The following is a 22691-nucleotide window of genomic DNA, read 5'->3' on the forward strand; positions in this document are numbered from 1 at the left end:
GTCAGGCATCCTTTCGGTTGGCCGTGACCAGGAGCCACAGCAGGAACGGGGCACCCAGCGCCCCCGTGATCACGCCAACGGGCAGCACGGTGCCATCCAGCAGCAGGGGGGCGATGTTGGCGGCGAAGTAATCCGCCGCCAGGACAATCAGGGCACCCACAAAGGCCGACGCCGGAAGGCTGGCTTGGCGGGTAAAGCGGCGGGCGATGGGACCGGCAAGGAAGGCGACGAACGAGACCGGGCCTGCTGCCGCCGTCGCGACCGCTGCCAAAGCGACGGCGGTGATGACCAACGCCAGGCGTGTGAATCCCACGCGGATCCCCAATCCTGCTGCGGCGTCATCGCCGAGTTCCAGGATGCGGAGCGGACCGGCCAGGGCCACGACGGCGGGAACCAGGATCAGGAGCGAAAGCGCCAGCACGCCGGAGCGTTCCCAGTTTGCCGAATTGAGAGAGCCGTTGAGCCAGACAAGGGCATCTGCAGCTGTCCGGATGTCCGCCCGCGTCATCAGGAAGCTGACAACTGCGTGCAGTGCGGCGGCGATGCCCACTCCGGCCAGGATGAGTCGGTTGCCGGCCGCGTTGCCGGTGTTGCCGCCCCCTGAACCAAGGGAGCCCCCGCGGGAGATGGCGTAGATCAGGGCGGCCACGCCCAGCGCGCCGCCCAGAGCCGCGCCGGACACGGCAGCGCCCGAGGCTCCAAAGATGACAATTGATGTGACCGCTGCCGCGCTGGCGCCTGAGGTTATGCCGATGACGTCGGGGCTGGCCAGGGGGTTGCGAAGCATGGTCTGGAAGAGGCCCCCGGCAAGACCGAATGCGGCGCCGATCATGGTGCCGATGACCGCGCGGGGCAGCTTGTTTTCCATCACGATGAAGCTGGCGCCGGGGATCCGTTCACCGCCGGTCAGGTGGGCGATGACGATTCGGAAGAAGTCCGGGACCGTCACCGTATAGCTGCCCAGCAGAACGTACGCGGCGAAGAGCGCCACCACACCGATGGCCAGTGCAGGTGTCCGCCACCCAGGTTGCGCTATCAGATATGGCTGCTTGGACGGTGTTTTGGGGACCGGAAGTGATAGGTCAACGGGGCGTTTGGTTTCGGTGGTGCTCACAGCCCTGCTCCCTTCCCGCGGCGGATCAGCCAGACGAAAACGGGTGCACCCACGATGGCGGTCATGATGCCGGCCGGAACCTCACCGGGCAGCAGCACCACCCGGCCGATGATGTCAGCGGCCAGCAGCAAGGCAGGAGCCAGGACCAGGGAGAACGGCAGGATCCAGCGGTAGTCGGGGCCGGTGAGGGAACGGACGGCGTGCGGAATGACCAGGCCAACAAACGCAATGGGGCCGGCCAGGGCCGTGGCGGAACCGCAGAGCAGGACAATGCCCAGCGCTGTCACGCCGCGTGCCAGGCCAACCCGCTGGCCAAGACCGCGGGCAATGTCGTCGCCCAGGGCCAGGCTGTTGAGGATGCGGCCCGTAAAGAGCACAATCAACGCCCCCGCCGCGAGGAAAGGCAGGCCCGGCAGCACCACAGACCAGTCGCGGCCCGCTATCCCGCCCACTTGCCAGAAACGGAACCTGTCCAGCGTGTCCTGGCTGGAAACCAGGATGACGTTCATCAGCGAGTACAGGCCTGCGCTGAGCGCGGCACCAGCCAAAGCGAGTTTGATGGGCGTCGCACCGTCCCGGCCCAGGGATGCAACAAGATAAACCACGACGGCGGCCGCTGCGGCTCCGATGAAGGCGAACCAGATGTAGCCGGTGAGCGAGGAAACCCCGAACACGTAGATCCCGGTGACGACGGCGAGGGCGGCCCCGGCATTCACGCCGATGATTCCGGGATCTGCCAAGGGGTTGCGGGCCACACCCTGCATGGCGGCGCCGGCGAGGCCGAGGGCGCCGCCGGCGAGCAGGCCCAGCACGGTGCGCGGGATGCGGGCATGGACAACTGCGTGATCGCCGTTGGCCGGATCAAAGCCGGTAAGGGCCTGCCATACGGTGCCCAGGGAAAGGCCGCGGGCACCGACGGCCAAGGAGAGAGCTGTCAGGAGGGCAAGTACGACGACGGCGGCGATCAGCCAGGCGGCCTGGCTGGTTCTGCTTTTTCCGCCTTCGCGGAGCCCGCCACCGGCGCGAACGGACAGTTGAGGCCCTTTTTGCGACCCTTTTGGGGCCCCAAGTGTCCGTTCGCGCACAGCGGAGGGCGCCGTCGTCGTACTTTCCGTCACGGGACAGTGCTTACTTCACTGCGCCGGTGACTTTATCCGCTGCGCTCGCAAGCTGCGGCAGGAACGTGTCCAGTGACCACGGCAGGCTCAGCGGAGAGGATGCGGAGATGGACAGCGTGAGGGTATTGTCCGAGTCGGCAACAAGGCCGCCCTTCTTGATGGCCGGGATCTGGCCGAGCAGGGGGTCGGACTTGATGGTGTCGGTGGTGGCGGCGTCCGGAACCCAGGTGACGAAGATGTCGGAGTCCAGCTCGTTGGCCTTTTCGGCGGACCACGGAATGAAGAATTCCTTGGAGCCCTTGGAGTTGTCCTCCACAACAGAAGCCAGCTTCATGCCGATCTCGCTTAGGAAGCGGGGGCGGTTGTCGTTGGCGGTGTAGACGTTGACGCCGTCAGCCGAGGCGGGTTCCAGGTTGCCGTAGATGAAGGTCTTGCCGGCGATCTGCGGGAACTTGGCGACCTTGTCCTTGATGGTGGACTCGGTGTCCGCGATCAGCTTGGTGGCCTCGGCGTCCTTGCCAAGGGCCTTGCCAATGATGGAGGTGGAGTCCTGCCAGGACGTACCGTATGCCAGCTCGGGGTGCGCCACTACGGGGGCGATCTCGTTGAGCTTCTTGTAGTCCTCTTCGGTCAGCCCGGAGTATGCGGCCAGGATGACGTCCGGGGTGAGCTTGGCGATTTCGGTGAAGTTGATGCCGTCAGTCTCGGAGTACTGTACGGGAGCCTTGTCTGAGCCGAAGCCCGCGCCAAGCTTTTCGAGGGCTGCGTCCTTCCACGGCGTGGAACCCTGGTCATTCCCGCCCCATTCGTTCTTCGGGAGGCCAACCGGGACCACACCGAGGGCGATGGAGACGTCGTCGTTAACCCAGGAAACGGTGGCGACGCGCTTGGGCTGTTCCTTGATGGTGGTCTCGCCGTAGACATGCTTGATGGTGACGGGGAATTGCGAGCTGCTGGAGCTGGAGGTGCCGGCATCTGCGGCAGAGGATGCAGGTCCCGTGGAGCAGGCAGTCATGGTGAGCGCCGCGGCGGCCAGAACAGCTGATGCCTTGCCGGCCGACTTGAACAGCATGCGGCGGGTGGCACTTGGGCCGGAGAAGAAGGGGGAAGTCACGGAACTCCTTAGGTGAATGATGCGAACCCAAGTAAGGCTAGCCTACCCTCGTCTCCATTACGCAAGGATTCCATGTCTTAATTGCTTCCAGGTGACTAAGGACACATTTTCGGCCTAAACTGCAAGGCTCCCCCTGCAGCGGGGAAGCCTTGCGGTGAAGTGGCGGACGTAGAGCCCTGCCTTCTGTTACGCGTAGGAGATGCTCATCAGGAGCCCCCTGAGCGCCTGGCCTTCTGTACCGGCGAGCCAGGACTTGGCGGCATCATCGCTGGCAAAGGGGTTGTCGATGAAATCAACCTCCGCAATGAGGACGCGGTCGCCGATCCGGATAATCCCGCCCAGCGCCATCTCGGCCCCGGCCAGAGGGACGCCCGGCGTCAGGTGCATCCGGTAAATGGCAATGTCGTTCACATTGTCCACGTAGAACGAGTAGTGCGCAGCCGGGTCAGGTTGTCCCTGCAGGCCTGGAACCGGCACGGATTCGAACACCGTCCTGGTGACGGGACTGCTGACACCGTCGGCAATCTCTCCCGTATATATCTCAGCCTGCCTGGTCCCGTTCGCGTCGTACACGGTGGCCGTGCCCGCAAAGGGCGAGGCTGCGGCTTCGAAAAGCTCCACGCGCCAGTCCGCCGGGTACTTAAACGACAGTCTGCCGTCCGGGAACGTATACGTTGCCAGCCCGGCAGGAACGGAAGAGGACGACGGCGGTGCGGCGGCCGCCGTCGGGCCGGCAGAGTCGGCAGACGGGGTGGCGTTTGACGAAACCGGCGGAGCGCTTGATGAGGCCGAGGGACTGGCAGCGGCGGAAGCTTCCGAACCCGGGGCTTCCGAACCGGCAGTCGAGGCGTTGGCCATGCAGCCGGTCAGAGCGAGGGCGGCGGTGGCGATGGCGGCAAAAAGACGTGCTTGTGCTGGGCGCATTGATGGTGCCTTTCAGGAAAAGCCCCTCAGACTCGGCCGGTACTCAGCGGGACCCAGCGTTCCGCGGCACCTTGGGGGAGGATCAGGGCGAGGTGTTTGATGCCCACCAGAATGGCAGCCCGAAAGCATCTTCCACTAGGGTTTTGGCAATATCTCCATCGATTTGTTATATAAATTACTCTCTCCGCCGCGACGCACGGAAATGAGGGGTGTCAGCGGAGCACAATATCCACCGGGTTGGCCTCCGAACGCCATACACCTGAGGAACCGCGTGCAGCGTTGATCACGGGAGCCGTGAGTACACCGGAGCGGTTGGTGCGCTTGTCCCGCAGAATCTCCGTCACCGAGCCCAGGTGCCGGGAGAGATCGATGACGTTCTCCGGGGCAGCAAGCAACAGTTGGAATCCGAACTCGTGAAGTGCCTTGATTCCAGCACCGGCAAACTCCTCTGAGGCCAGGACAAACGCCTCGTCCATCATCACGGTGCCGTAGGTGGTGAAGCCCTGTTCCGCAATGCCCAGCTGATAACTCAACGCCGCGGCCATGATGAAGGCCGTGAACCTCTGCCTCTCGCCGCCGGACATGGAGCCCGTGTCCGCGTGCATGTAGACGTCGGTCTTTTTCGCGTCGCCGTTCCGGCCGCCGCTTATCTCTCCCCCGGCTGTCTCTGCTGCGACTGTCTCTGCCACCAAGTGGCGGTGTTCCTTGCACTGGATGAACAGGTGCCCGCGCACGTCCAGCACCTCCGCCCGCCAGCGCCGGTCCTCCGGAGCCTGCGAGCTGAGCCGTTTGACGAGGGTCTCCAGCGACTTGTAGCGGGTGGTGAGTTCGGCGTCGTCGGTTCCTTCGCCTTTACCCGTACGCGTGTGGCGCGCCTTCAACGCATTCTGGATCGCGTCCTTGAACTGCTTTGCCGTGGCGGGCAGGGTTTGCTTGATGTCCAGTTCCAGGTAGCTGCCCTCATGGAAGTTAACCTGAGACAGGATGCCGTTCAGCGGCAGGATGCGGCTGGTGATGGCCCGGCGTTCCTCGTCCAGCAAGTGCAGGAGGGTGCTAAAAGACTCGTGGGTGCGCTGGTTGAAGAACTGCCGGAATTCCGCTTCCTGGGAGGGAAGCCCGTCGCTCACAATCGCGTGGTACCGGGTTTCGAACTCGCCTGCCGCGCCGATGGACGTGCCATGGTCCGCGGAGATCGCGGTTCCCCACTCCCGCACAAAGCCCTCGAAAATCCGGGTCAGCCGCTCGGAGGTGGCCTGCCCGCTCGATTCAGCGGCATGCAGCTCGCCCAGGAGTACCGTCCGTACCCGGTTGGCCAGGTTGTCCAGCTCATGCATCTCCGTGACGTCACCAAACTCGGTGAAGTACGGTTCAAGCGCCGTCACGGTGGCCTCCGACGGCGGCGCCTGCTCCAAGCGGGCCCGGGCAGCTTCCAGCAGGGAATCGGCGGTGCTCATCTGCCGGTCAAGCGCCTTGTATTCGCTTTGCAGGACGGCAGCCGCCTCCGTGCTGGACTGGTGTTTTTGCCGCGCCGCTTCGATGTTGGCACGCAGCGGCTCCAGGTCCGCCTGTGCGGCCAGGGCGTCCTTGAGCCGCTGTTCAATCCTGGCGAGCTCCTCCGCCGCCACCGCTGCCGAGACCTGTTCCCATGGCCTGTGGTCTTCGGCGATGCGCCGCAGCGCCTCGAGCTGGCGGCTCATGCCCTGGTGCGACTCCTCGCGGCTTTGCGCCAGCTCCGCCGCCTTGGCGAGTTCCTGCTGCAGATCCTCCACCTGAGCCGCCACCAGTTCCAGCTTGGAGGCGTTGTCGAACCCGAGAACGTAGTCCTGCCGGCTTGTGAAGCGGTCATCCTTCTCCACCGTGTGGCGGTTCCGCTTGACCACACCGCCCAGGCTCAGGCCCTTCTCCAGTGCTGCCAGTTCACCCGGGTCCTCGACGCACGGGAAGGCGAAATCGAGGGCGATGCGCTCCCGGATCCACGCCCCGGCGTCTGCGGCGGCATTGGTAGTGAGGATGTCCAGTTTGGTCAGCAGATCGCCGTCGCGAACGTCCTCTACCGCCAGCGCGCCGCCGGGCAGCGGCTTGGACACGTCCACTGCGCGCAGGGCACCACGGACTGTGTTGTCATTGAGGTAGCGGGTCACTGCCGCGAAATGTTCGCCCGGGACCAGCAGCGTGGTGGCAAGGTTCCGGAGCGCACGCTCTGCAGCAGGCCGCCACCGCTCCTCCCCCTCGGCAAGGTCGATCAGCTCGCCGCCGAACGGCATCCGCTCCTCCGGAACGCCGGTGGCTGCTGCTATCGCTGCCCGGTTTTCAATGCTCGACGGCGGCAGCAGGGACTTGCGCGTTTTCAGCGACACCAGCTCCTGCTGCGCTGCCGCGAGTTCACGCTTTTTGGTGGCGTGGCCGTCAAAAGCCTCAAAGCGAAGTTCCTGGAGCGCCTTCGAATCGTCCTTCAGCTCCGCTGATCGGGCCTCCGCCTGCTCGTGGGCCTGTTCCCAGCCCTCCGCAGTCCACTCAAGCTGCAGCCCGGCGTCGGCCAGGGCTTTGCGGGCGGCCTCCTCCACCTGTTCACGGAGGAGGAGCCCTACCTGGGCATTTTCCATCGATTGCTCAATGGCGGAAATCGCGTTGCCGCCCTGGTTGTTGTAGTCGGTCTCCAGCTGGCGCAGTTCCTTGGCCAGTCCGTCACGCACCGACCGCTCCGCCCCGAGCTCCTTGGCCTTCGCCTGGGCCAGCTCCTTGAACCGGGCCAGGGTCTGTTGGTGGACTGCTACCGCGAGCTGCTGCTTGTAGGCATCGAATTCCTCGCCGGCCAGATCACGGAGGCGGTTTGCGTCCAGCAGCGATTGCGCATACTCCTTGTTCAGCCCGGGCACCGGCGCCAGCTGGTCACGCTGCTGCCGCACGTCCTCCAGCCGCTGCCGGATGGACATCAGGTTGCTGAACTCCTCCACCACGTCATCGGCGGCGGCGAGGGTGGCCGGGGCGTCCAGGACCTGGTCACGGAAAAAGGTGTTGACGCTGCCGCCCAGGCCTTTACCCGCCTGAATCACACGCAGGAGAGGCAAGGCCTGGTCCGAGCTGATGCCCAGCAGTCGCCGAAACCGTTCGGCGAAGGCCTTGTGGACATCGAAGATCTGGGCGTCCGGGAAGATCGTTTCCAGCGCCGCCTTGGTGAAGCGCTTCTCCGCAATGTCCTCGATGGCGGCCAGGTCCAGCGGCTTGCCGTCAATCACATAAAACCGGCCGACGCTGGATTCCGTGCCGTTCTTGGGCAAGTCAAAGAGAGCCGACACCGTCACCCGGGTGCCCGCCGCGTTATCGAACGTCAGGGCCACGGCGGACCAGGTGGCACCCGGGCGCTGGAAGGCACTTGCCGAGCCCTCGCCCACGGCCTTGTCGCCCACCTTTCCGCGCATGTACGTGAACGTGGTCCTCTTGTCCTCCACGGCACCACCGGAACGCTGGGCCGCAGCCTCATTGGAGCGCGGCCGGGCATCAAACACGCGCAGCATGGCATCGAACAGCGTGGATTTGCCCACGCCCGAGTTGCCCGTCAGCAGAGTGCCATTGCGGTCCACGTGCATCGTGTGGGCTCCATGGAAGGTGCCCCAGTTCACCACCTGGACCAGGGCAAGGCGCATCTGGCCCGGGTTCGTGAGCTCGCCCATGGGCAGCATGGATGCGATGCTCACTTGCTTTCCTTCGCTGTGGTTGCGTTTGTCGTTGCTGGGTTCGGCTCCACAGCCGATGCCGCCCCCGCCCCTTCGCCGGGCGGCATTCGTCCTGCGGACGATCCGCCCGGCTCCGACAGGCCCGATGCCACTCCCTGGGCGGCATCGGCTGCTGCGCCTGGAGGTAGCTCACCTTCCGAATCGTCGTCCCCAGCGTCCTCTTCCGTAGAATTCTCGCCGTCGAGTTCTAGGAGGGCTTCGGTTCCTGCGGGGTCCGAGGTGGCTGCTACCAGGGCTTCGATTTGGGCCGGGATGTCGCCGATGTTTTCGAACGGCAGTGCCAGCGGGAGGGCGTTGGAGATGGTGTAGACGTCGTCCAGGCCGGTGTTGAGGAGGAGTTGGCGGGCCATGAGTTTGGTGATTGCCCTGCTGACCACGTCGGCGTCCCTGAGGGCATCCTGCTGGCCGGCTGGCTGGTAGTGGGCCACCAGGTCTGCGATTTCCTCCCGCGTAATGGTGGGATCTGTCTGGGCTGTGACGTGGCGGTCAAGCAGGAGCCGGAGGCGGAGGAGCACGATGGTTTCCACCCGGCTCAGGGCCCGCTGCTGGCGCAGGATGCTGGAGCGGGTGCCGCCGCCGATGGCCTCGGGGTCAACAGGCCGCAAAACCGCGATCTTGCGCTCATGGTCCAACTGCAGCGTAAGGAAAAGCTCGGACAGGCGGCTTCGGAGAATCAGCTGGTTGTCCAGGAGCGTCGTCCACAGCTTTTCGTCCCGGCCGCCGTCGATGTACGGACCTTTCAGGAGCTTGACCAGCGCCTGACGGACCTTCATGGACAGCACGCCGGAATCCCCGGGGAAGAGCGCCGCGCCATCAACGAATGTGTCCCTGGGTGTGACGGTAAAGGCTTGTTCAGCACCAGATGCCGCCGCCAAGGAAACTGCCTCCTCCAAAGGAACTGTCGCCTCTTCAGCGGGGGCCGCCGCCGTCGTCGTTTCTTCAGTCATCTGAGTCCTTTGCGAGCGTGACCACCGGCAGGTAGGCCGTGCGGCTGGTGCCGTCTATCTGTTCAAAGTCCAGTCCGTCCCAGGCTTCGCGGTAGAAGTCCGCCCCGGACTGGAGTGCGTGCGAGAGGAGTGCGCGGATGGTGTTGATGTGGCGCTCTTCCGGCGGCAGCTGGCCCCAGGCCTCGGCGAGGGTGGAGGCCCCGGCAACAGCGGCCCGGACAACATCGGGGCGGGCCTTGGCCGTCCGCGGCGAGCGCACGCGGTCGGAGTCGCTGAAGGCAATGGGGTCAGCCAGCCTGGGCGGGACAGCGAACTCATCCGGATCATAGAGCTTGACCATGGCCAGGGATTCAAATCCGGCGTTGAACAGGACGGGACCAGCTACCAGGCCCGGGCGTTCCCGCTCGTACGGCAGGGAACGGATAGCTTGTTCGGCTTCGCGCAGCACCTTCCGGAGCCGTACTGACTGACGGAAATCGTCACTTTGTACGTAGGTGTTCAGGCTCTCGCTGAGCTTGCCGTAGATGCGCTGGATTTGGCTGTGCTGCTGGCGGAGTTCGGCCACCAGGTTCTTGAGCGTTTCGCGGTCCTCGGGCGACAAGTCGTCAGCGAACTGCCGGCTCAGGACTTCGCCGATGGCCGAGCGGAACCTGAGCTGCTGTTGCGGGTCCTCCAGGAAGGCGGTGAAGGAACGGAAAGTCCTGCCTTCCGGGCTCTGCCGCAGCCTCTTGTCCGCCTCCAGCACCTGCGCCATGGTGGCGCCCTTGCTGAGCGACTCCTCAATGATCTGGTTGCGCAGTTCGCCCACCAGCTCCTCGATGCGGTCACGCATCTTTTTATAGTCAGCGGGCAGGCTGGCGGCCAGGTCAAGGATGTTCCCGGCGGCCTCTACGGCTTCGTCGTCGTCCAGCAGGCCGTCGAAGTCTCCGGAGCTGATGTCCTGGATCAGCTGCCGGCGGTCTTCGATCTCCTCTTCAAGGGATTCCAGCCGCGCGCTCTGGTCCGGGTTGGTCTCGTTGGCCAGCTTCTCCACATCGCCCAGGAGCGTGCCCAGCCGGGAACCGTTCAGGGTGGAACGCTCGCTGGAAAGGCTATCCAGGAACGCCAGAACGCGGGCCGCGGGTTCCGTGACTTCGTACACGATCTGCCCCGACTGGTTGCGCCGGGTCAGGAACTGTTTACGTGTCCATTCATCGGCGTATTTTTTCCCGGAAGGCGTTCCGTTCGCCCCGCTGCCCAGCCCCGGTTCCTGGCGCCGCAGCTGCTCAAGAAAGGAATCGACGTCGGCATGGAACTCTTCCAGCGGAAGCTGCGGACGGACGCGGGTAAACGAGGCCTGCAGTACAGCAATCACCCAGGGTGCGGAGCGTGTCAGCGCCCAGGCCGGTCCCTTGGTGAGGAGTTCGAGGTCCCGGAGCCTGGCGCTCATCGCATCAGCGGATGACCTGGCGGAACGGGGCACAGATACTCCTTCAGCTGGTGGGGGCTCGGCAGTGGAATCCGGAAACTGCCAGCTACAAGGTTAACGCAGCCCGGCACAGCCCCTCATCGGCCCCCTAATCAGGGTGCGTCCGCAACCGGCCCGTGACCTTCGTCGCCGTATCATTTCGATCCCGTATCAACAGCCTGATCCACCCTTCTGGCTCTGGCTGCGAGGGCCGGCTGCCCCTACGCTCATGCTACTGATCTCAACCAACTCTCAACCACATCAGACGTCGCAGCAGGGGGAAGCATGCAGTTCGACTTAAGTGCAGTGGAGACAGCCACCATGGTGTTCATCGGAACCCTGATGTTTGCCGCCGTCCTGCTGGTCTTTGTCCTGACGGCGGCGTTCATCGCGCTGGTCCTGGTGGGTGTGGGCAAGCTCGCCTGGATAATCCTCTCAAGCACGTTGCTGGCCGTGGTTCATGGCATCAACCACGGCTGGGACAGGCTTGTGCACCACGCCTCAGCGGTGGAGGTGTCCGGGGACTTTCAAGGACAGCAATCCCCTAGCACCGGTAGCTACCCGCGGGTAATATAGAGGGACAGCTGAAGGGTTCTCCAACCCGGCGGATCCATGGCTTGAACGGCCATCCCGGTCAAGGAGATAACCCATGAGCTCCGCTACTGACAGTCCCGCCGCCGAAACCCCCGTTGCCGCCCGCAAGATCGGCCCCGAAGTCACTGCCGAGGAAGCCCGCGCAGTGGCGGAAGCCGCCAGAGAGAGCGGCTGGGACAGGCCGAGCTTCGCGAAGGGCCTGTACCTGGGGAGCTTTGACCTTAACCTCATCCATCCGTGGCCGGCGGCTGATGCCGGGGACGTGGAACGCGGTGAGGCTTTTCTGGCGCGGCTGACCGAATATGCCCGCACCCTGTCCGGAAGAGTGATCGAACGCGAGTCCAAAATTCCGGACGAGTATCTGCGGGGACTGGCCGAGCTGGGCGCCTTTGGCATGAAGATCCCGCAGGAGTACGGCGGCCTGGGCCTTTCGCTGGTCTACTACGGCCGCGCCCTGGCGCTGCTGGGCAGTGTCCACCCCAGCCTCGGCGCACTCCTCTCCGCCCACCAGTCAATCGGTGTTCCGGAGCCCGTGAAGGTGTTTGGCACGGCCGAGCAGAAGCACGAATACCTTCCGAGGTGCGCCGGGGGCGCCATCACCGCCTTCCTGCTGACCGAACCCGACGTCGGCAGTGACCCCGCCCGGATGGGCAGCACGGCAGTACCAACGGACGACGGCGAGTCCTACCTTCTGGACGGTGTGAAGCTTTGGACCACTAACGGCGTGATCGCCGAACTGGTGGTGGTCATGGCGCTGGTCCCGGCGCACACCGATGCGGACGGCACCAAGCACAAGGGCGGCATCAGCGCATTCGTTGTTGAGATGGACTCCCCCGGCATCACCGTGGAAAACCGCAACGCCTTTATGGGGCTGCACGGAATCGAAAACGGGGTGACCAGGTTCCACCAGGTCCGCGTTCCTGCCGCGAACAGGCTGGGCCGCGAAGGCCAGGGGCTCAAGATCGCGCTCACCACGCTGAACACCGGCCGGCTCTCCATCCCGGCCCTTTGTGTCGCCTCGGGCCGCTGGAGCCTCAAGATCGCCCGGGAATGGTCCAATGCCCGCATTCAGTGGGGCCGGCCCGTGGGCAAGCATGAAGCCGTGGGCAAGAAGATCGCCTTCATCGCAGCTTCGGCTTTTGCCCTGGACGCCGTTTTTGAACTGTCGGCTGAACTTGCCGACGCCGGCCAGAAGGACGTCCGGATCGAGGCCGCGCTGGCCAAGCTCTGGTCCACGGAAATAAGCTGCCGGATCGCTGACGAACTGGTGCAAATCCGCGGCGGCCGCGGTTTCGAAACCGCCGAATCCCTGGAGGCCAGGGGCGAACGGGCGGTTCCCGCCGAGCAACAGCTGCGCGACCTCCGCATCAACAGGATCTTCGAAGGATCGTCGGAGATCATGAAGCTCCTCATCGCGCGGGAAGCGGTGGATGCCCACCTTGCCGCCGCAGGTGACCTCGCCTCCGCCGATGCCAGCCTGTCAGACAAAGCCAGGGCCGCCGTCGGGGCTTCCGGTTTCTACGCGAGATGGCTGCCCAAGCTCGTGGCCGGCGCGGGGATGGACCCGCGGTCCTACAGCGAGTTCGGCCGGCTGGCCAAGCAAATCAGGTTCGTGGAGCGGTCCTCTCGGCGGCTGGCCCGGCAGACCTTCTACGGCATGGGACGCTGGCAGGCAAAGCTGGAGCACAAGCAGGCGTTCCTGGGCCGTGTTGTGGACATCGGCGCGGAGCTTTACGCCATGGCCGCCTGCTGTTCACGGGCCGAAATGCTGCTCCGCACAGCCCCGGAGCGTGGGGCCACAGCATACGAACTGGCCGAGGCGTACTGCGAGCAGGCCCGGGTCCGCGTTGACGAGTACTTCGACCAGCTGTGGCGCAACACCGACGACGCCGATCATGACCTTTCGCGCAAGGTCCTGGCCGGGGATTACACCTGGCTGGAGGCCGGTGTCCTTGACTCATCTGAAGGCACCGGACCCTGGATTGCGGACGCCACTCCCGGCCCCTCCAAGATGGAAAACCTGCACCGGAACTACCGCTAGCAGATAGTAAGCATCCTTGCTATCCCCGTTGAGCAGTGGTTGAGTGGTGCCATGAGCAGCTCAACAGACCCAAATGACAGGCTTCCCCAGCGTGCCGGCGATGAGAACAGGCGTGCCGGGGATGAAACCAGGCGTGCCGGGGATGAGAACTTCCGCAGGGAAAGTGCTCGTGACGAAACATTCGCCGGCGGACAGCCCACCCGGGCATTCGACCAGGCTCCCGCGGGCGCCTACGGCGAACGGGAGTACGTGGCGGATCCGGACGTGACGGACACGGCGGCGGCCTATCCCGCTGCGGCAGACCCGAACCTGACCGACCGCGCCACCGCTGTGGCCCGCGAGAAGGAACAGTTCGGCGGCATCAAAGTGGGCTCAGCCTTCTTTGGCTGGCTCACCGCCACTGGAATGTCAGTACTCCTGACTGCCCTGGTGGCCGGAGCCGGGACCGCTGTAGGCCTCGCCAACAACACGGACGTCAATGAAGCGGTCAACCAGGTGACGACGAACGGCGCAGTGGGGATCGTAGGGATCATCGTCCTGCTGGCCATCCTGTTTGTGTCCTACTACTCGGGCGGCTACGTGGCCGGCCGGATGGCCAGGTTCAATGGCGCCAAGCAGGGATTCATGGTGTGGATCTGGGCACTGATCGCCGCCGTGGCGGTGGCGCTGCTGGGCCTCATCGCCGGGCAGCAGTTCAACATCCTGGCCAATCTGAACAGCTTCCCGCGCATCCCCATCAACGAAGGCGAGCTGACCACGGCAAGCATCATCGCCGCTGTAGTTGTGGCGCTGATCGCGCTGGCGGGAGCCGTGCTGGGCGGGCTGGCAGGCATGCACTTCCACCGCAAGGTGGACAAGGCAGGCTTCACTCCGGACGAAGCCTACGACGAGACCTAAGCAATCGAAACCTAAGCAATGAGGACGGCGTCGACGTAGTACCAGCGCCCCTCCTCCCGCACAAAACGGCTGGTTTCATGATGAACTCCCCGTTCCCCGCCATAGACGAAATGGGCCTTGAACTCCACTGTGCCCTCATTATCAAACGGCCCGCCCGTGGCGGACAGGATGTCGAGGCGGCGCCACTGCATCCCCTGGTCCAGTTCCAGCTCCGCGGGAGCGGTGCGGGGGTGCCAGGTGGACATCAGATAATCAGCGTCGAGCAGGACAAACGCGCTGTATCGGGAGCGCATCAGTTGCTCAGCGGTTCCCGCCCGGGCTTCGCCACTGTGGAAACGGCCGCAGCACTCAAAGTACTCAAGGCCGGAAAGGCACACGCAGGTGCGGGCGTTGGTCGGCTTCTCAAACATGGTGCTCCTGTCGGGGGCTGCCGGGCCCGCGTTCGGATCGCGGCCGGGGCTAATCCGACTATAAACGCCCGGGGAATTGTGTTTTCGGGTAACAGGTTCGAAACAACCTCGAACGCGCCCCGCCCGGCGGCGGCAGCGCTCAGGAATAGTCCGTAAGGTGGTGGGGGGCTGTTGCCCGTGGTTGATGGTGCCGGCACGGGCCTCGCTGCCGGCAGAGAGGAGATGGTGACGTGGACGCAACAACGATTGCCCTCAACCTGACCTTTTTCGGAACACTCGGCCTCGCCTTCCTGATGTTTTTTGTCCTGTTCCTGCTGGTCGTGGCCACCCTGGTCCTGGCCGGCATCGGACGCCTGGCCGCCCTTCTGGTGATGGCCCTCTTTGGAAGGTTTCCCCGGAACGACCCCGCCTCGCTGGTCCACTTCCCTGCCAATGCAGCACAGGAAGCAGAGGATGCGCCCAGGCCCGGCCCAGCGGCCCCGGGGCAGTCAGTCCCGGCGTCAGGGGGCTTTCCAGGGTCCCGCAGCCTCCCAGAGTCCGATGGCTTTCCACAGTCCCGCGGTCTTCCTGAGTCGGGCGGTTTTCCAGAGTCCGACGGCGCCGCTGCCGCCCCCTCCCCTGCCTCCAAAGCACGCGCCGGCGGAGTACTCCGGGCCCTTCGTTCCAAGGCGGCGAAGCCAGCTTCAGCGCCGGCGGCTCCCCGCGACTGGGGCGCCCTCCTGAAGCCGGCGGAGTTTCGTTCCCGGTTCCTCACCGCCGTCGAACATCACCCGTTACTGACGGCCGCCCGGAGTGAGCCGCCAGTACTGGCCAAGGACTGGGCCGCAGCCGTCGCCGAAGCAGACGCCCGGGCCATTGCGCGTGCACGCGCCGCCGCGCCCGAGATCAAGCTGTCCGTGCGGGAACTTCCCAGTCCCGCCGTTCCAGCCGAAAAGGTGGAAGCCGTGGCGCCGCTGGTGGAGTCTGCTTTGCATCAGGACAAGCCGGTGCACGATGTTCCGCGCTCGTTCAAGAAACCTCCGGCCGCTGCTCCGCTGTCCATGCTGGACACAGGCTCGCTGGTATCCCTCTCCGGCCACTCCAACGCACTTAAGGGCAAGCTGCCTGCAGACCGGCACTGAATCCAGCGGCTGGCCTCAATCATCCTGATCCAGCCGTCCTGATTCAGCCGGCCCGATCTTCACAAATCGTCACTGGGCACCCCGGCGTTACCCCATGCTACGAAAAGCGAAGCACTGTGGCGCATTCCGGCTGTGAGGCACGCAATTTGGGTAGCCTCATGACGATCCACAGCAATCCGCGTGGACAATCTAATGTGAGGAATCCGGGGATGAGCCTCAGCGAACTGCGGGTATTCGGGCGGTCAGGTACGCCCATCAGCCCGCTCACTTTGGGCACCATGAACTTCGGCGCGGGGCCTGGCGCATCCGGCAGCGGCATATCAGGCGGCGCCCCCACCGGCGCTCCCACCGGCGCCGACGAAGCCATCCGCATCATCCAGGCCGCGCTGGACGCCGGCATCACCGCGGTGGACACCGCCGATGTCTATTCACAGGGCGAGTCGGAGCAGGTGGTGGGCCGGGCACTTCGAGGCCGCCGCGACGATGTTTTCCTCGCCACCAAGTTCCACGGGCAGATGAGCCCCAACCCCGCCCATTCGGGAAACTCCCGTCGATGGATCATGCAGGCAGTGGAGGGCAGCCTCCGACGCCTGCAAACAGACCGGATCGACCTCTACCAGGCCCACCGTCCGGACTACAACACCGACGTACTGGAGACCATCACTGCCCTGAACGACCTGATCAGGCAGGGAAAAATCCTCTACTACGGCACCTCGGTATTCACACCCGCGCAGCTGGTGGAAGCCCAATGGCTTGCCACCACCAACCACCTGATCCCTCCGGTGGCCAACCAGGTCCCATATTCAATGCTGGTGCGCGGCAATGAACGCGACGTCCTGCCCATCGCCCAGCAATACGGCCTGGGCGTTCTCGCCTACGGCCCGCTGGCTGGAGGCTGGCTCTCCGGGGACTTTGTTTTGGACTCTGGAAGAGCCCCTACCCGGACGCATTCACTCCCTGGCCGCTACGACATTTCCGGACCGGCCAGCGAGCGGAAGCTGCTGGCCGCCGATTCGCTGGCGCGGCTGGCCGACAAGCTGGAGCTGCCCCTGGTGGAACTGGCTGTTGGTTTCGCCCTTAGCCACCCAGCCGTCAGCAGCGTGATCATCGGTCCCCGCAGCGAAGAGCACCTGCAGGCCTACCTGAAGGCCGCCGAGACCGTATTGGACGAGTCCGTGCTTGATCTGATCGATGACCTGGTGCCTCCCGGAACCAACTTTGTGGAGCGCGATGCCGGGGCTGTAGTCCCCTCCCTGGAGTACGCGGAGCTGCGCCGACGTTAGGACGTGGATGTCCGGCCCTCCCGCTAAGTCCAGCACTCGCTGTCTGATCCATTGCTTCGGAAAGCCCTTTCCGGATGTGTGAAAGTCCGGTAGCTTGAAAAGCATGGAATTCAGATACCTCGGAAACAGCGGCTTCAAAGTCTCGGAAATCACGTTCGGCAACTGGCTCACCCACGGCTCGCAGGTGGAGAACGAGGTCGCGAGCCAGTGCGTGCGGGCGGCACTGGACGCCGGCATCAGCACTTTCGACACGGCGGACGTCTACGCCAACACGGCCGCGGAAACGGTCCTCGGTGAGGCGCTGAAAGGCGAGCGCCGGGAGTCCCTTGAAATCTTCACGAAGGTCTTCGGCGCCACCGGGCCCAAGGGCAAAAACGATGTGGGCCTGTCCCGCAAACACATCATGGAGTCCATCAATGGATCCCTGGGCAGGCTTCAGACCGACTACGTCGACCTCTACCAGGCGCACCGCTACGACTTTGAAACGCCGCTGGAGGAGACCATGCAGGCGTTTGCGGATATCGTGCGGCAGGGAAAGGCCCTGTATATCGGAGTCAGTGAATGGACGGCCGCCCAGCTCCGCGAAGGGCACGCGCTCTCCAAGGAACTGGGCTTCCAACTGATTTCCAACCAGCCGCAGTATTCCATGCTGTGGCGGGTCATCGAGGCTGAGGTGGTTCCGGCGTCGGAAGAATTGGGTGTATCCCAGATTGTCTGGTCCCCCATGGCCCAGGGAGTGCTGAGCGGCAAGTACCTGCCCGGCCAGCCGGCGCCCGAAGGCAGCCGCGCCACGGATGAGAAGGGCGGCGCCAGGATGATCGAACGATGGATGCGCGACGACGTCATTACCGGGGTTCAGGCGCTAAAGCCCATTGCGCAGGAAGCCGGGCTATCCATGCCGCAGCTTGCCGTGGCCTGGGTGCTGCAGAACCCGAATGTGGCCTCGGCCATCATCGGAGCGTCCCGGCCTGAGCAGATCGCGGACAGTGCGGCGGCGGCCGGCGTCACGCTTGAACCGCAGGTCATGAAGAAAATCGACGGCGCCATCGGGGCGCTGGCCGAGCGTGATCCTGCGCAGACTAAATCCCCCGCCACCCGGGAAGCCTAGGGAGCCGGCCGACTCAGGGGGACTCGTCACCCATGACGGGTCCCCCATGCGGAAGTGTCCGGGTACGTGATGGGGATGTGCGTGCGCTTGCCACATTGGATCCTGTATCCCTGAATCCGACATGAATTCGATCTTCCGTCGGCTGTTTGAGCGTTGACGGAGCGGGCGGCCAGGCGTAAACCTGTGAGCAGGGGATCCGGCAGCCGCTCGAGCAGAATCGCACCGCCATGACAAAGCAGATCTACAGGCAACGTCCATCCACCCGCCCCGTGCCGCAGGCCGGCGAGCCCACCCCGGGGCCGCTGACACCCGAGGAGCTTCAGCTATCGGCCCGCAACCACTCCATGCCGCTGGAGGCGCTCCGGTACGACGTCACGCCCCCCGGGATGCACTACATCCTGACGCACTTCGATATCCCGGACACCGGCACGGGGCCTTGGCATCTGCGCATCGGCGGTGCGGTGGAACGGGCGATGGAACTCAGCCTTGCCGCGCTCAAAAAGGACCCCGCCATCACCATCCCGGTCACGCTGGAGTGTGCCGGCAACGGCCGCTCCCTGCTGAAGCCCCGGCCGCTCAGCCAGCCGTGGGTCCTGGAGGCAGTAGGCACGGCGGAGTGGACCGGGGTGCCGCTGGCCTATTTGCTGGCGAAGGCCGGGGTTCTGGACGAGGCCGTGGAGGTTGTCTTCACCGGTGCCGACGAAGGGATCCAGGGCGGCGTCCGGCAGAAGTACGCCCGCAGCCTGCCCATCCGGGAAGCGCTGCGCCCCGACGTCGTGCTTGCCTACAGGATGAACGGCGCGGACCTGCCGCCGCAGCACGGCTACCCCCTCCGCCTGGTGGTCCCCGGTTGGTACGGCATGACCAGCGTTAAGTGGCTGGAGTCCATCGAAGTGGTGACAGCCCCCTTTACCGGATTCCAGCAGCACGTGGCATACAGGTACCAGGACACCGCGGACGACGCCGGTACACCGGTTTCGCGGATCAGGATCCGTTCGCTGATGATTCCGCCGGGCATCCCGGACTTTTTCACGCGCAGGCGGTCGCTCCCGCCGGGGCCTGTGTTGCTGCAAGGCAGGGCCTGGTCAGGCGAGGCCGCGGTCACGGGCGTTGAGGTGGGGATCGACGGCGAGTGGCTGCCGGCCCAGCTGGAGAAACCTCCGGGCCCGTTCGCCTGGTGCAAGTGGACGCTGCCGTGGGTGGCCGATCCTGGCGAGCATATGCTGGCCTGCCGCGCCACGGATGCCACCGGGGCGGTCCAGCCGCTGGAACAGAACTGGAATTACCAGGGGCTGAGCAACAACATGGTGCAGCACGTGAACGTCACCGTGGAGTAAAGATTTCACAGCACACCGCGCCGGCTGAATATCGCTCAGTATCCCCACCAGCGGGTTAAACAGATGCGTCGGACACCCCCCAAAAGTGCCCGACGCTTGTCTGCTGTATGCGCCATGCTACGCACGAATTCATTAAAAAGCCATACGGCCGGTATTTTAGTTCATCCTGGTCCAAGAACTTGCGACGGACAAAACTTAAACGCGCCGCCGCGCCCGTATACTCAGTCCCAGCCATGACCAGCCTTCCTTCCTCCCCTGCCAGTGTTCGAATCGACGCTTGGCTGTGGGCCATTCGCGCCTACAAGACCCGCTCCGCAGCCACTGCCTCCTGCCGCGCCGGCCATGTACGCCTCAACGGCAGTCCGGCCAAGGCGTCCGCCACCCTGGTCACGGGGGACACTGTGACAGTCCGGATGTCTGGCTACGAACGGATTCTTGAGGTGAGGCGCCTGATTGCCAAGCGCGTTGGGGCTGAGGCCGCTTCCCACTGCTTCACCGATCACACCCCGCCGCGTCCCGTCGCGCCGGCCTTGGGTCTTCCGCAGCGGGACCGCGGCGCAGGGCGGCCAACCAAGAAGGACCGCCGCGAGATGGAGCGGCTCCGCGGGCCAGCACTTTAGGCCCTGTAGAAATCTGGTTTCAGCCTCCTGAAACAGTGGCTGGTGCCAACGATGGTCAGTCCTGCCCATCGGCGCGGGCAAGGCTGAACGCTAGGCTGGGACAGCGAGCCGGGGTCCGGCTGCTTCCAGGGACAGTACACGGGACCGTTCCGGTTGAGGATGGATGCTCGGGCTGCAGATCAGGGGGAACAATGGGGACAGCAAAAGTGCTGGCCGTTCGGCGCATCTGCGGCGTTTCACGAACGCCGCATCGGCGGCTGGCCGTGGCAGGAATTCTGCTCGCAACGCTGCTGCTTCCGTCCCTGACCGGGTGCCAGCAGACACAGACACGTCCCGTACTGCCAACGGTGACCGAGCCGCCGTCGAACGTGGTGGAAAGCGCCCAAAAGTATGGACCGGTCATCGACGACATCCGTAGGGCGCTGGAAGATGAGTTCCCAGGTATCAGCTGGCGCGCGGGGGATGGATACGCCATCGCGGAGCGGACCGACGGGCAGTGCTCGCTCTGGCTGCCGTCGTTCCGGAGCAACGGTGACGTTGTGGGAGCGTCGGAGGAATTTCGGCGGGTTATGGACACTATCAATCCCGTGTTGGAACCGTACGGCTTCAGCCCCGTCTCAGTTCTGGATGAGGGGTCCGAAGGATGGTGGTCCGTCACGTCGGGCAATGCGCAGGGAGCCAGGGTGGGGATTTCCGGGCGGACGTCGGTCGAGTTGAGGCTTAACGTTCCTGTCGAGTCCGGCCGGTGTTCTCCCGAGGAGCTCGCGGGCCTCGCTCCATGACCGGCCTCGTCCTGAAGTCCGTCCGCCAGCCCGGTAGAGACGCCATCTCGGACCTGCACATTGCGGATGGCGCGGTGAGCCGGATCAGCCCGGGAAGTGTGATTCCGGACGGCACACGCGTAGTCAGCCTGGATGGGCGTTATGTCATTCCCGGCCTCTGGGACGAGCACGTTCACATGGTCCAGTGGGCCCTGCATTCCAACAGGCTCGACCTGTCGGAGGTCCGTTCGGCCCGCGAGGCTGCGGCCGCCGTCGGATCCCACGGACTCGACGCCCTGCCTTCCGTCACAACCGTGGGCGTGGGCTTCCGCGATGCCCTCTGGCCGGATGTCCCCACTCTGGAAACGCTCGACGTCGCCACCGGCAATCAGCCGACGGCCCTGATCAGCCACGATCTGCATTGTGTGTGGGTGAACAGCGCTGCCGCGGCGCGCTACGGGGTGGCGGTTGACGGGAGCGGCCTGCTTCGGGAGGAACCGGCTTTCGCGCTGACCCGTGAACTTGGCAGACTGCCGGACGCGGTGGTGGACCGATGGGTCCGGGATGCTGCAGACGCGGCAGCTGCCCGGGGCATCGTGGGCATCGTTGATTTTGAGATGACCTGGAACCGGGACCCCTGGCTGCGGCGCATCGGCAGCGGCTTCGACGCCTTGCGGGTGGACGCGGGCGTTTATCCGGCGGACCTTGGGCGGGCCCGCAGCGACGGCATGCGCACAGGCCTGGTGCTCGACGGCGGGAGAGGACTGCTGCGCGTTGGCCCCCTGAAAGTGCTCATCGATGGCTCACTCAACACGCGCACCGCCTTCTGCACCGACCCATATCCCCACGGCGGCCACGGGCTGCTGACCGTCAGCGAGACGGAGCTGCTGGAGCTCCTGGAGGAGGCCAAGGCGGCGGGCTTCGTTCCGGCGGTACATGCCATCGGCGATGCTGCCAACCGGGTGGCCTTGGACGCCTTTGAACGCGCTGGTATCGGCGGCCGGATTGAGCACGCCCAGTTTGTCCGGCAGCAGGATCTTCCCCGGTTTGGCCAGCTGGGAGTTACCGCCAGCGTGCAGCCGGTCCATGCCCTCGACGACCGTGACGCTGCCGAGGCAAACTGGCCCGGCCGCACCGACCGGGCGTTTCCACTGAGGTCCCTCCTGGATTCAGGGGCCATCCTGGCACTTGGCTCAGATGCTCCCGTTGCGCCGATCGATCCATGGGGTGCCATGTCGGCCGCCACCACCCGATCCAGGCAGGACGGCCGCGGGCCCTGGCATCCCGAGCAGGGAATTAGCAGGCGGCAGGCTCTTTCGGCATCGGCGCGGGGACGTCGCCGTATCAGGGTAGGAGATCCGGCAGATCTCATGGTGCTCGACGCCGATCCGCTCACCGTTCCGGACGCGGTGTTTGCCGCGATGCCTGTTGCCGCCACGCTCCTGGCCGGCAGGTTCACCTACGACGGCGGGCTGGCTTAGTTCCGCGCACGGGCCTGCACCAGGTTCGCAAATGGCAACCGGCCATACTCCGCGACAAAATCGGCGTGCAGCCGGGCCTCGGCGGCGTTCAGTTCCCCGGCAGGCAGTTCTTTCCACGCGATGAGCAGCGATTCGGCGTGCTTGAGCTGCCACACCAGCCTTCCGTCCCAGTGACCCGGCGGTTTTCCCTTCCCGAAATCGAGGAATTCCTGGATCTGGCGGCGCAGTCCCCGGTTACCCTTGCTCCCGGGACCGGCTTTGCCGATATAGAGGACATCCGCGTCCTTGATCCATTCGGCGCCAAGGGCCGGCAGGGGCAGCGACGGATTCTTCTTTTTGAAGACGCCGGCAGTGCTTTTGTGTAGAAATTGGGGCTCGAATCCGTCCGGCCTGAGCACGGCAAAGACGCCGGTGCCCTGCGGCACCCGCATAATCTCCAGGGCGTCCACTGCCCTGAATCCTGAAAATCCGTCAGCCTTGAGTGTTTTCCTGCTGACCATCGTGAGGTTCCTTTAGCCGTGGCGGTGCGGTGACGTGGGTCGCCATGGACATTCTTCCTCAATGGCCAGCCGAAAGGGATACCGGCGGGCGGTAATGGAACATTCTCCCCGCGCACCCTAACGCCCAAAAGCGTAGAGTG

The 22691-nt window shown here is 64.8% G+C and carries 19 protein-coding genes; 10 read left to right on the forward strand and 9 right to left on the reverse strand.

The genetic code is table 11. From position 1 onward, the window contains the following. Position 1: 1 nt before the first annotated feature. From M1E17_RS22100 to M1E17_RS22130, 7 genes are all read right to left on the reverse strand, one after another. On the reverse strand, positions 2–1039 hold the full coding sequence (locus M1E17_RS22100; protein ID WP_457967890.1) for a FecCD family ABC transporter permease: 1038 nt from the start codon (positions 1037–1039) through the stop codon (positions 2–4). Positions 1040–1110: 71 nt separating this feature from the next. Next, positions 1111–2232 carry a FecCD family ABC transporter permease gene (locus M1E17_RS22105; protein ID WP_457964188.1) on the reverse strand — a complete coding sequence of 374 codons (1122 nt, stop codon included), beginning with the start codon at positions 2230–2232 and terminating at the stop codon, positions 1111–1113. Positions 2233–2242: 10 nt separating this feature from the next. Beyond that, the gene (locus tag M1E17_RS22110; RefSeq protein WP_457964190.1) at positions 2243–3346 is read right to left on the reverse strand and encodes an iron-siderophore ABC transporter substrate-binding protein; all 1104 of its coding nucleotides are present in this window, start codon (positions 3344–3346) and stop codon (positions 2243–2245) included. A 186-nt stretch (positions 3347–3532) separates the two neighbouring features. Further along, a complete protein-coding gene (locus M1E17_RS22115; RefSeq protein ID WP_457964192.1) occupies positions 3533–4270 on the reverse strand; it encodes a hypothetical protein in 738 nt (245 codons plus the stop codon). A gap of 212 nt (positions 4271–4482) precedes the next feature. Then, on the reverse strand, positions 4483–7965 hold the full coding sequence (locus M1E17_RS22120; protein ID WP_457964193.1) for an ATP-binding protein: 3483 nt from the start codon (positions 7963–7965) through the stop codon (positions 4483–4485). Continuing rightward, positions 7962–8951, reverse strand: coding sequence for a DUF4194 domain-containing protein (locus M1E17_RS22125; RefSeq protein WP_457964195.1), 990 nt, complete (start codon positions 8949–8951; stop codon positions 7962–7964). Before M1E17_RS22125 ends, M1E17_RS22120 begins: the two co-directional genes overlap by 4 nt. Further along, a complete protein-coding gene (locus M1E17_RS22130; protein WP_457964196.1) occupies positions 8944–10413 on the reverse strand; it encodes a DUF3375 family protein in 1470 nt (489 codons plus the stop codon). The genes M1E17_RS22125 and M1E17_RS22130 overlap by 8 nt, the downstream gene beginning before the upstream one ends. Positions 10414–10683: 270 nt before the next feature. Between M1E17_RS22130 and M1E17_RS22135 the strand changes: the two genes are divergently transcribed. From M1E17_RS22135 to M1E17_RS22145, 3 genes are all read left to right on the forward strand, one after another. After that, complete coding sequence (locus M1E17_RS22135; RefSeq protein WP_457964197.1) at positions 10684–10974, forward strand: hypothetical protein; 291 nt, start codon at positions 10684–10686, stop codon at positions 10972–10974. Between the two features lie 73 nt (positions 10975–11047). Then, positions 11048–13033, forward strand: a complete 1986-nt coding sequence (locus M1E17_RS22140; protein WP_457964198.1) for an acyl-CoA dehydrogenase family protein — start codon at positions 11048–11050, stop codon at positions 13031–13033. Between the two features lie 51 nt (positions 13034–13084). Further along, positions 13085–13930 carry a hypothetical protein gene (locus M1E17_RS22145; protein ID WP_457964200.1) on the forward strand — a complete coding sequence of 282 codons (846 nt, stop codon included), beginning with the start codon at positions 13085–13087 and terminating at the stop codon, positions 13928–13930. Positions 13931–13941: 11 nt separating this feature from the next. Here the strand turns inward: M1E17_RS22145 and M1E17_RS22150 are convergent, their stop codons facing one another. Continuing rightward, positions 13942–14340: a YchJ family protein gene (locus tag M1E17_RS22150; protein ID WP_457964201.1), complete on the reverse strand. Its 399-nt coding sequence runs from the start codon at positions 14338–14340 to the stop codon at positions 13942–13944. Between the two features lie 230 nt (positions 14341–14570). On the opposite strand from M1E17_RS22150, the gene M1E17_RS22155 reads away from it, so the two are divergent. The 7 genes from M1E17_RS22155 to M1E17_RS22185 all read left to right on the forward strand — a co-directional run bounded on the left by M1E17_RS22155 (position 14571) and on the right by M1E17_RS22185 (position 22051). Further along, positions 14571–15461, forward strand: coding sequence for a hypothetical protein (locus M1E17_RS22155; RefSeq protein ID WP_457964202.1), 891 nt, complete (start codon positions 14571–14573; stop codon positions 15459–15461). A gap of 209 nt (positions 15462–15670) precedes the next feature. After that, complete coding sequence (locus tag M1E17_RS22160; protein WP_457964204.1) at positions 15671–16744, forward strand: aldo/keto reductase; 1074 nt, start codon at positions 15671–15673, stop codon at positions 16742–16744. 103 nt (positions 16745–16847) lie between these two features. Next, positions 16848–17852, forward strand: coding sequence for an aldo/keto reductase family protein (locus M1E17_RS22165; protein WP_457964205.1), 1005 nt, complete (start codon positions 16848–16850; stop codon positions 17850–17852). A 227-nt stretch (positions 17853–18079) separates the two neighbouring features. Further along, entirely contained in the window at positions 18080–19189 is a 1110-nt protein-coding gene (locus M1E17_RS22170; RefSeq protein ID WP_457964207.1) for a sulfite oxidase, read from the forward strand. A gap of 233 nt (positions 19190–19422) precedes the next feature. After that, complete coding sequence (locus tag M1E17_RS22175) at positions 19423–19809, forward strand: RNA-binding S4 domain-containing protein (protein ID WP_457964208.1); 387 nt, start codon at positions 19423–19425, stop codon at positions 19807–19809. A 191-nt stretch (positions 19810–20000) separates the two neighbouring features. Next, positions 20001–20591 (forward strand): hypothetical protein, encoded by a 591-nt coding sequence (locus tag M1E17_RS22180; RefSeq protein ID WP_457964210.1) that lies wholly within the window; start codon positions 20001–20003, stop codon positions 20589–20591. Next, a complete protein-coding gene (locus tag M1E17_RS22185) occupies positions 20588–22051 on the forward strand; it encodes an amidohydrolase family protein (RefSeq protein WP_457964212.1) in 1464 nt (487 codons plus the stop codon). The genes M1E17_RS22180 and M1E17_RS22185 overlap by 4 nt, the downstream gene beginning before the upstream one ends. Here M1E17_RS22185 and M1E17_RS22190 read toward each other — a convergent pair. Continuing rightward, positions 22048–22551, reverse strand: coding sequence for a hypothetical protein (locus M1E17_RS22190; RefSeq protein ID WP_457964213.1), 504 nt, complete (start codon positions 22549–22551; stop codon positions 22048–22050). The genes M1E17_RS22185 and M1E17_RS22190 overlap by 4 nt on opposite strands. Between the last annotated feature and the right edge of the window lie 140 nt (positions 22552–22691).

This window comes from Arthrobacter sp. D1-29 (genome assembly GCF_054130585.1).

Coding starts and splice junctions, on each gene's coding strand:
- M1E17_RS22145 (WP_457964200.1), top strand. CDS start 13,085: ATGAGCAGCTCAACAGACCCAAATGACAGGCTTCCCCAGCGTGCCGGC.
- M1E17_RS22185 (WP_457964212.1), top strand. CDS start 20,588: ATGACCGGCCTCGTCCTGAAGTCCGTCCGCCAGCCCGGTAGAGACGCC.
- M1E17_RS22165 (WP_457964205.1), top strand. CDS start 16,848: ATGGAATTCAGATACCTCGGAAACAGCGGCTTCAAAGTCTCGGAAATC.
- M1E17_RS22160 (WP_457964204.1), top strand. CDS start 15,671: ATGAGCCTCAGCGAACTGCGGGTATTCGGGCGGTCAGGTACGCCCATC.
- M1E17_RS22140 (WP_457964198.1), top strand. CDS start 11,048: ATGAGCTCCGCTACTGACAGTCCCGCCGCCGAAACCCCCGTTGCCGCC.
- M1E17_RS22170 (WP_457964207.1), top strand. CDS start 18,080: ATGACAAAGCAGATCTACAGGCAACGTCCATCCACCCGCCCCGTGCCG.
- M1E17_RS22180 (WP_457964210.1), top strand. CDS start 20,001: ATGGGGACAGCAAAAGTGCTGGCCGTTCGGCGCATCTGCGGCGTTTCA.
- M1E17_RS22190 (WP_457964213.1), bottom strand. CDS start 22,551: ATGGTCAGCAGGAAAACACTCAAGGCTGACGGATTTTCAGGATTCAGG.
- M1E17_RS22175 (WP_457964208.1), top strand. CDS start 19,423: ATGACCAGCCTTCCTTCCTCCCCTGCCAGTGTTCGAATCGACGCTTGG.
- M1E17_RS22150 (WP_457964201.1), bottom strand. CDS start 14,340: ATGTTTGAGAAGCCGACCAACGCCCGCACCTGCGTGTGCCTTTCCGGC.
- M1E17_RS22115 (WP_457964192.1), bottom strand. CDS start 4,270: ATGCGCCCAGCACAAGCACGTCTTTTTGCCGCCATCGCCACCGCCGCC.
- M1E17_RS22135 (WP_457964197.1), top strand. CDS start 10,684: ATGCAGTTCGACTTAAGTGCAGTGGAGACAGCCACCATGGTGTTCATC.
- M1E17_RS22125 (WP_457964195.1), bottom strand. CDS start 8,951: ATGACTGAAGAAACGACGACGGCGGCGGCCCCCGCTGAAGAGGCGACA.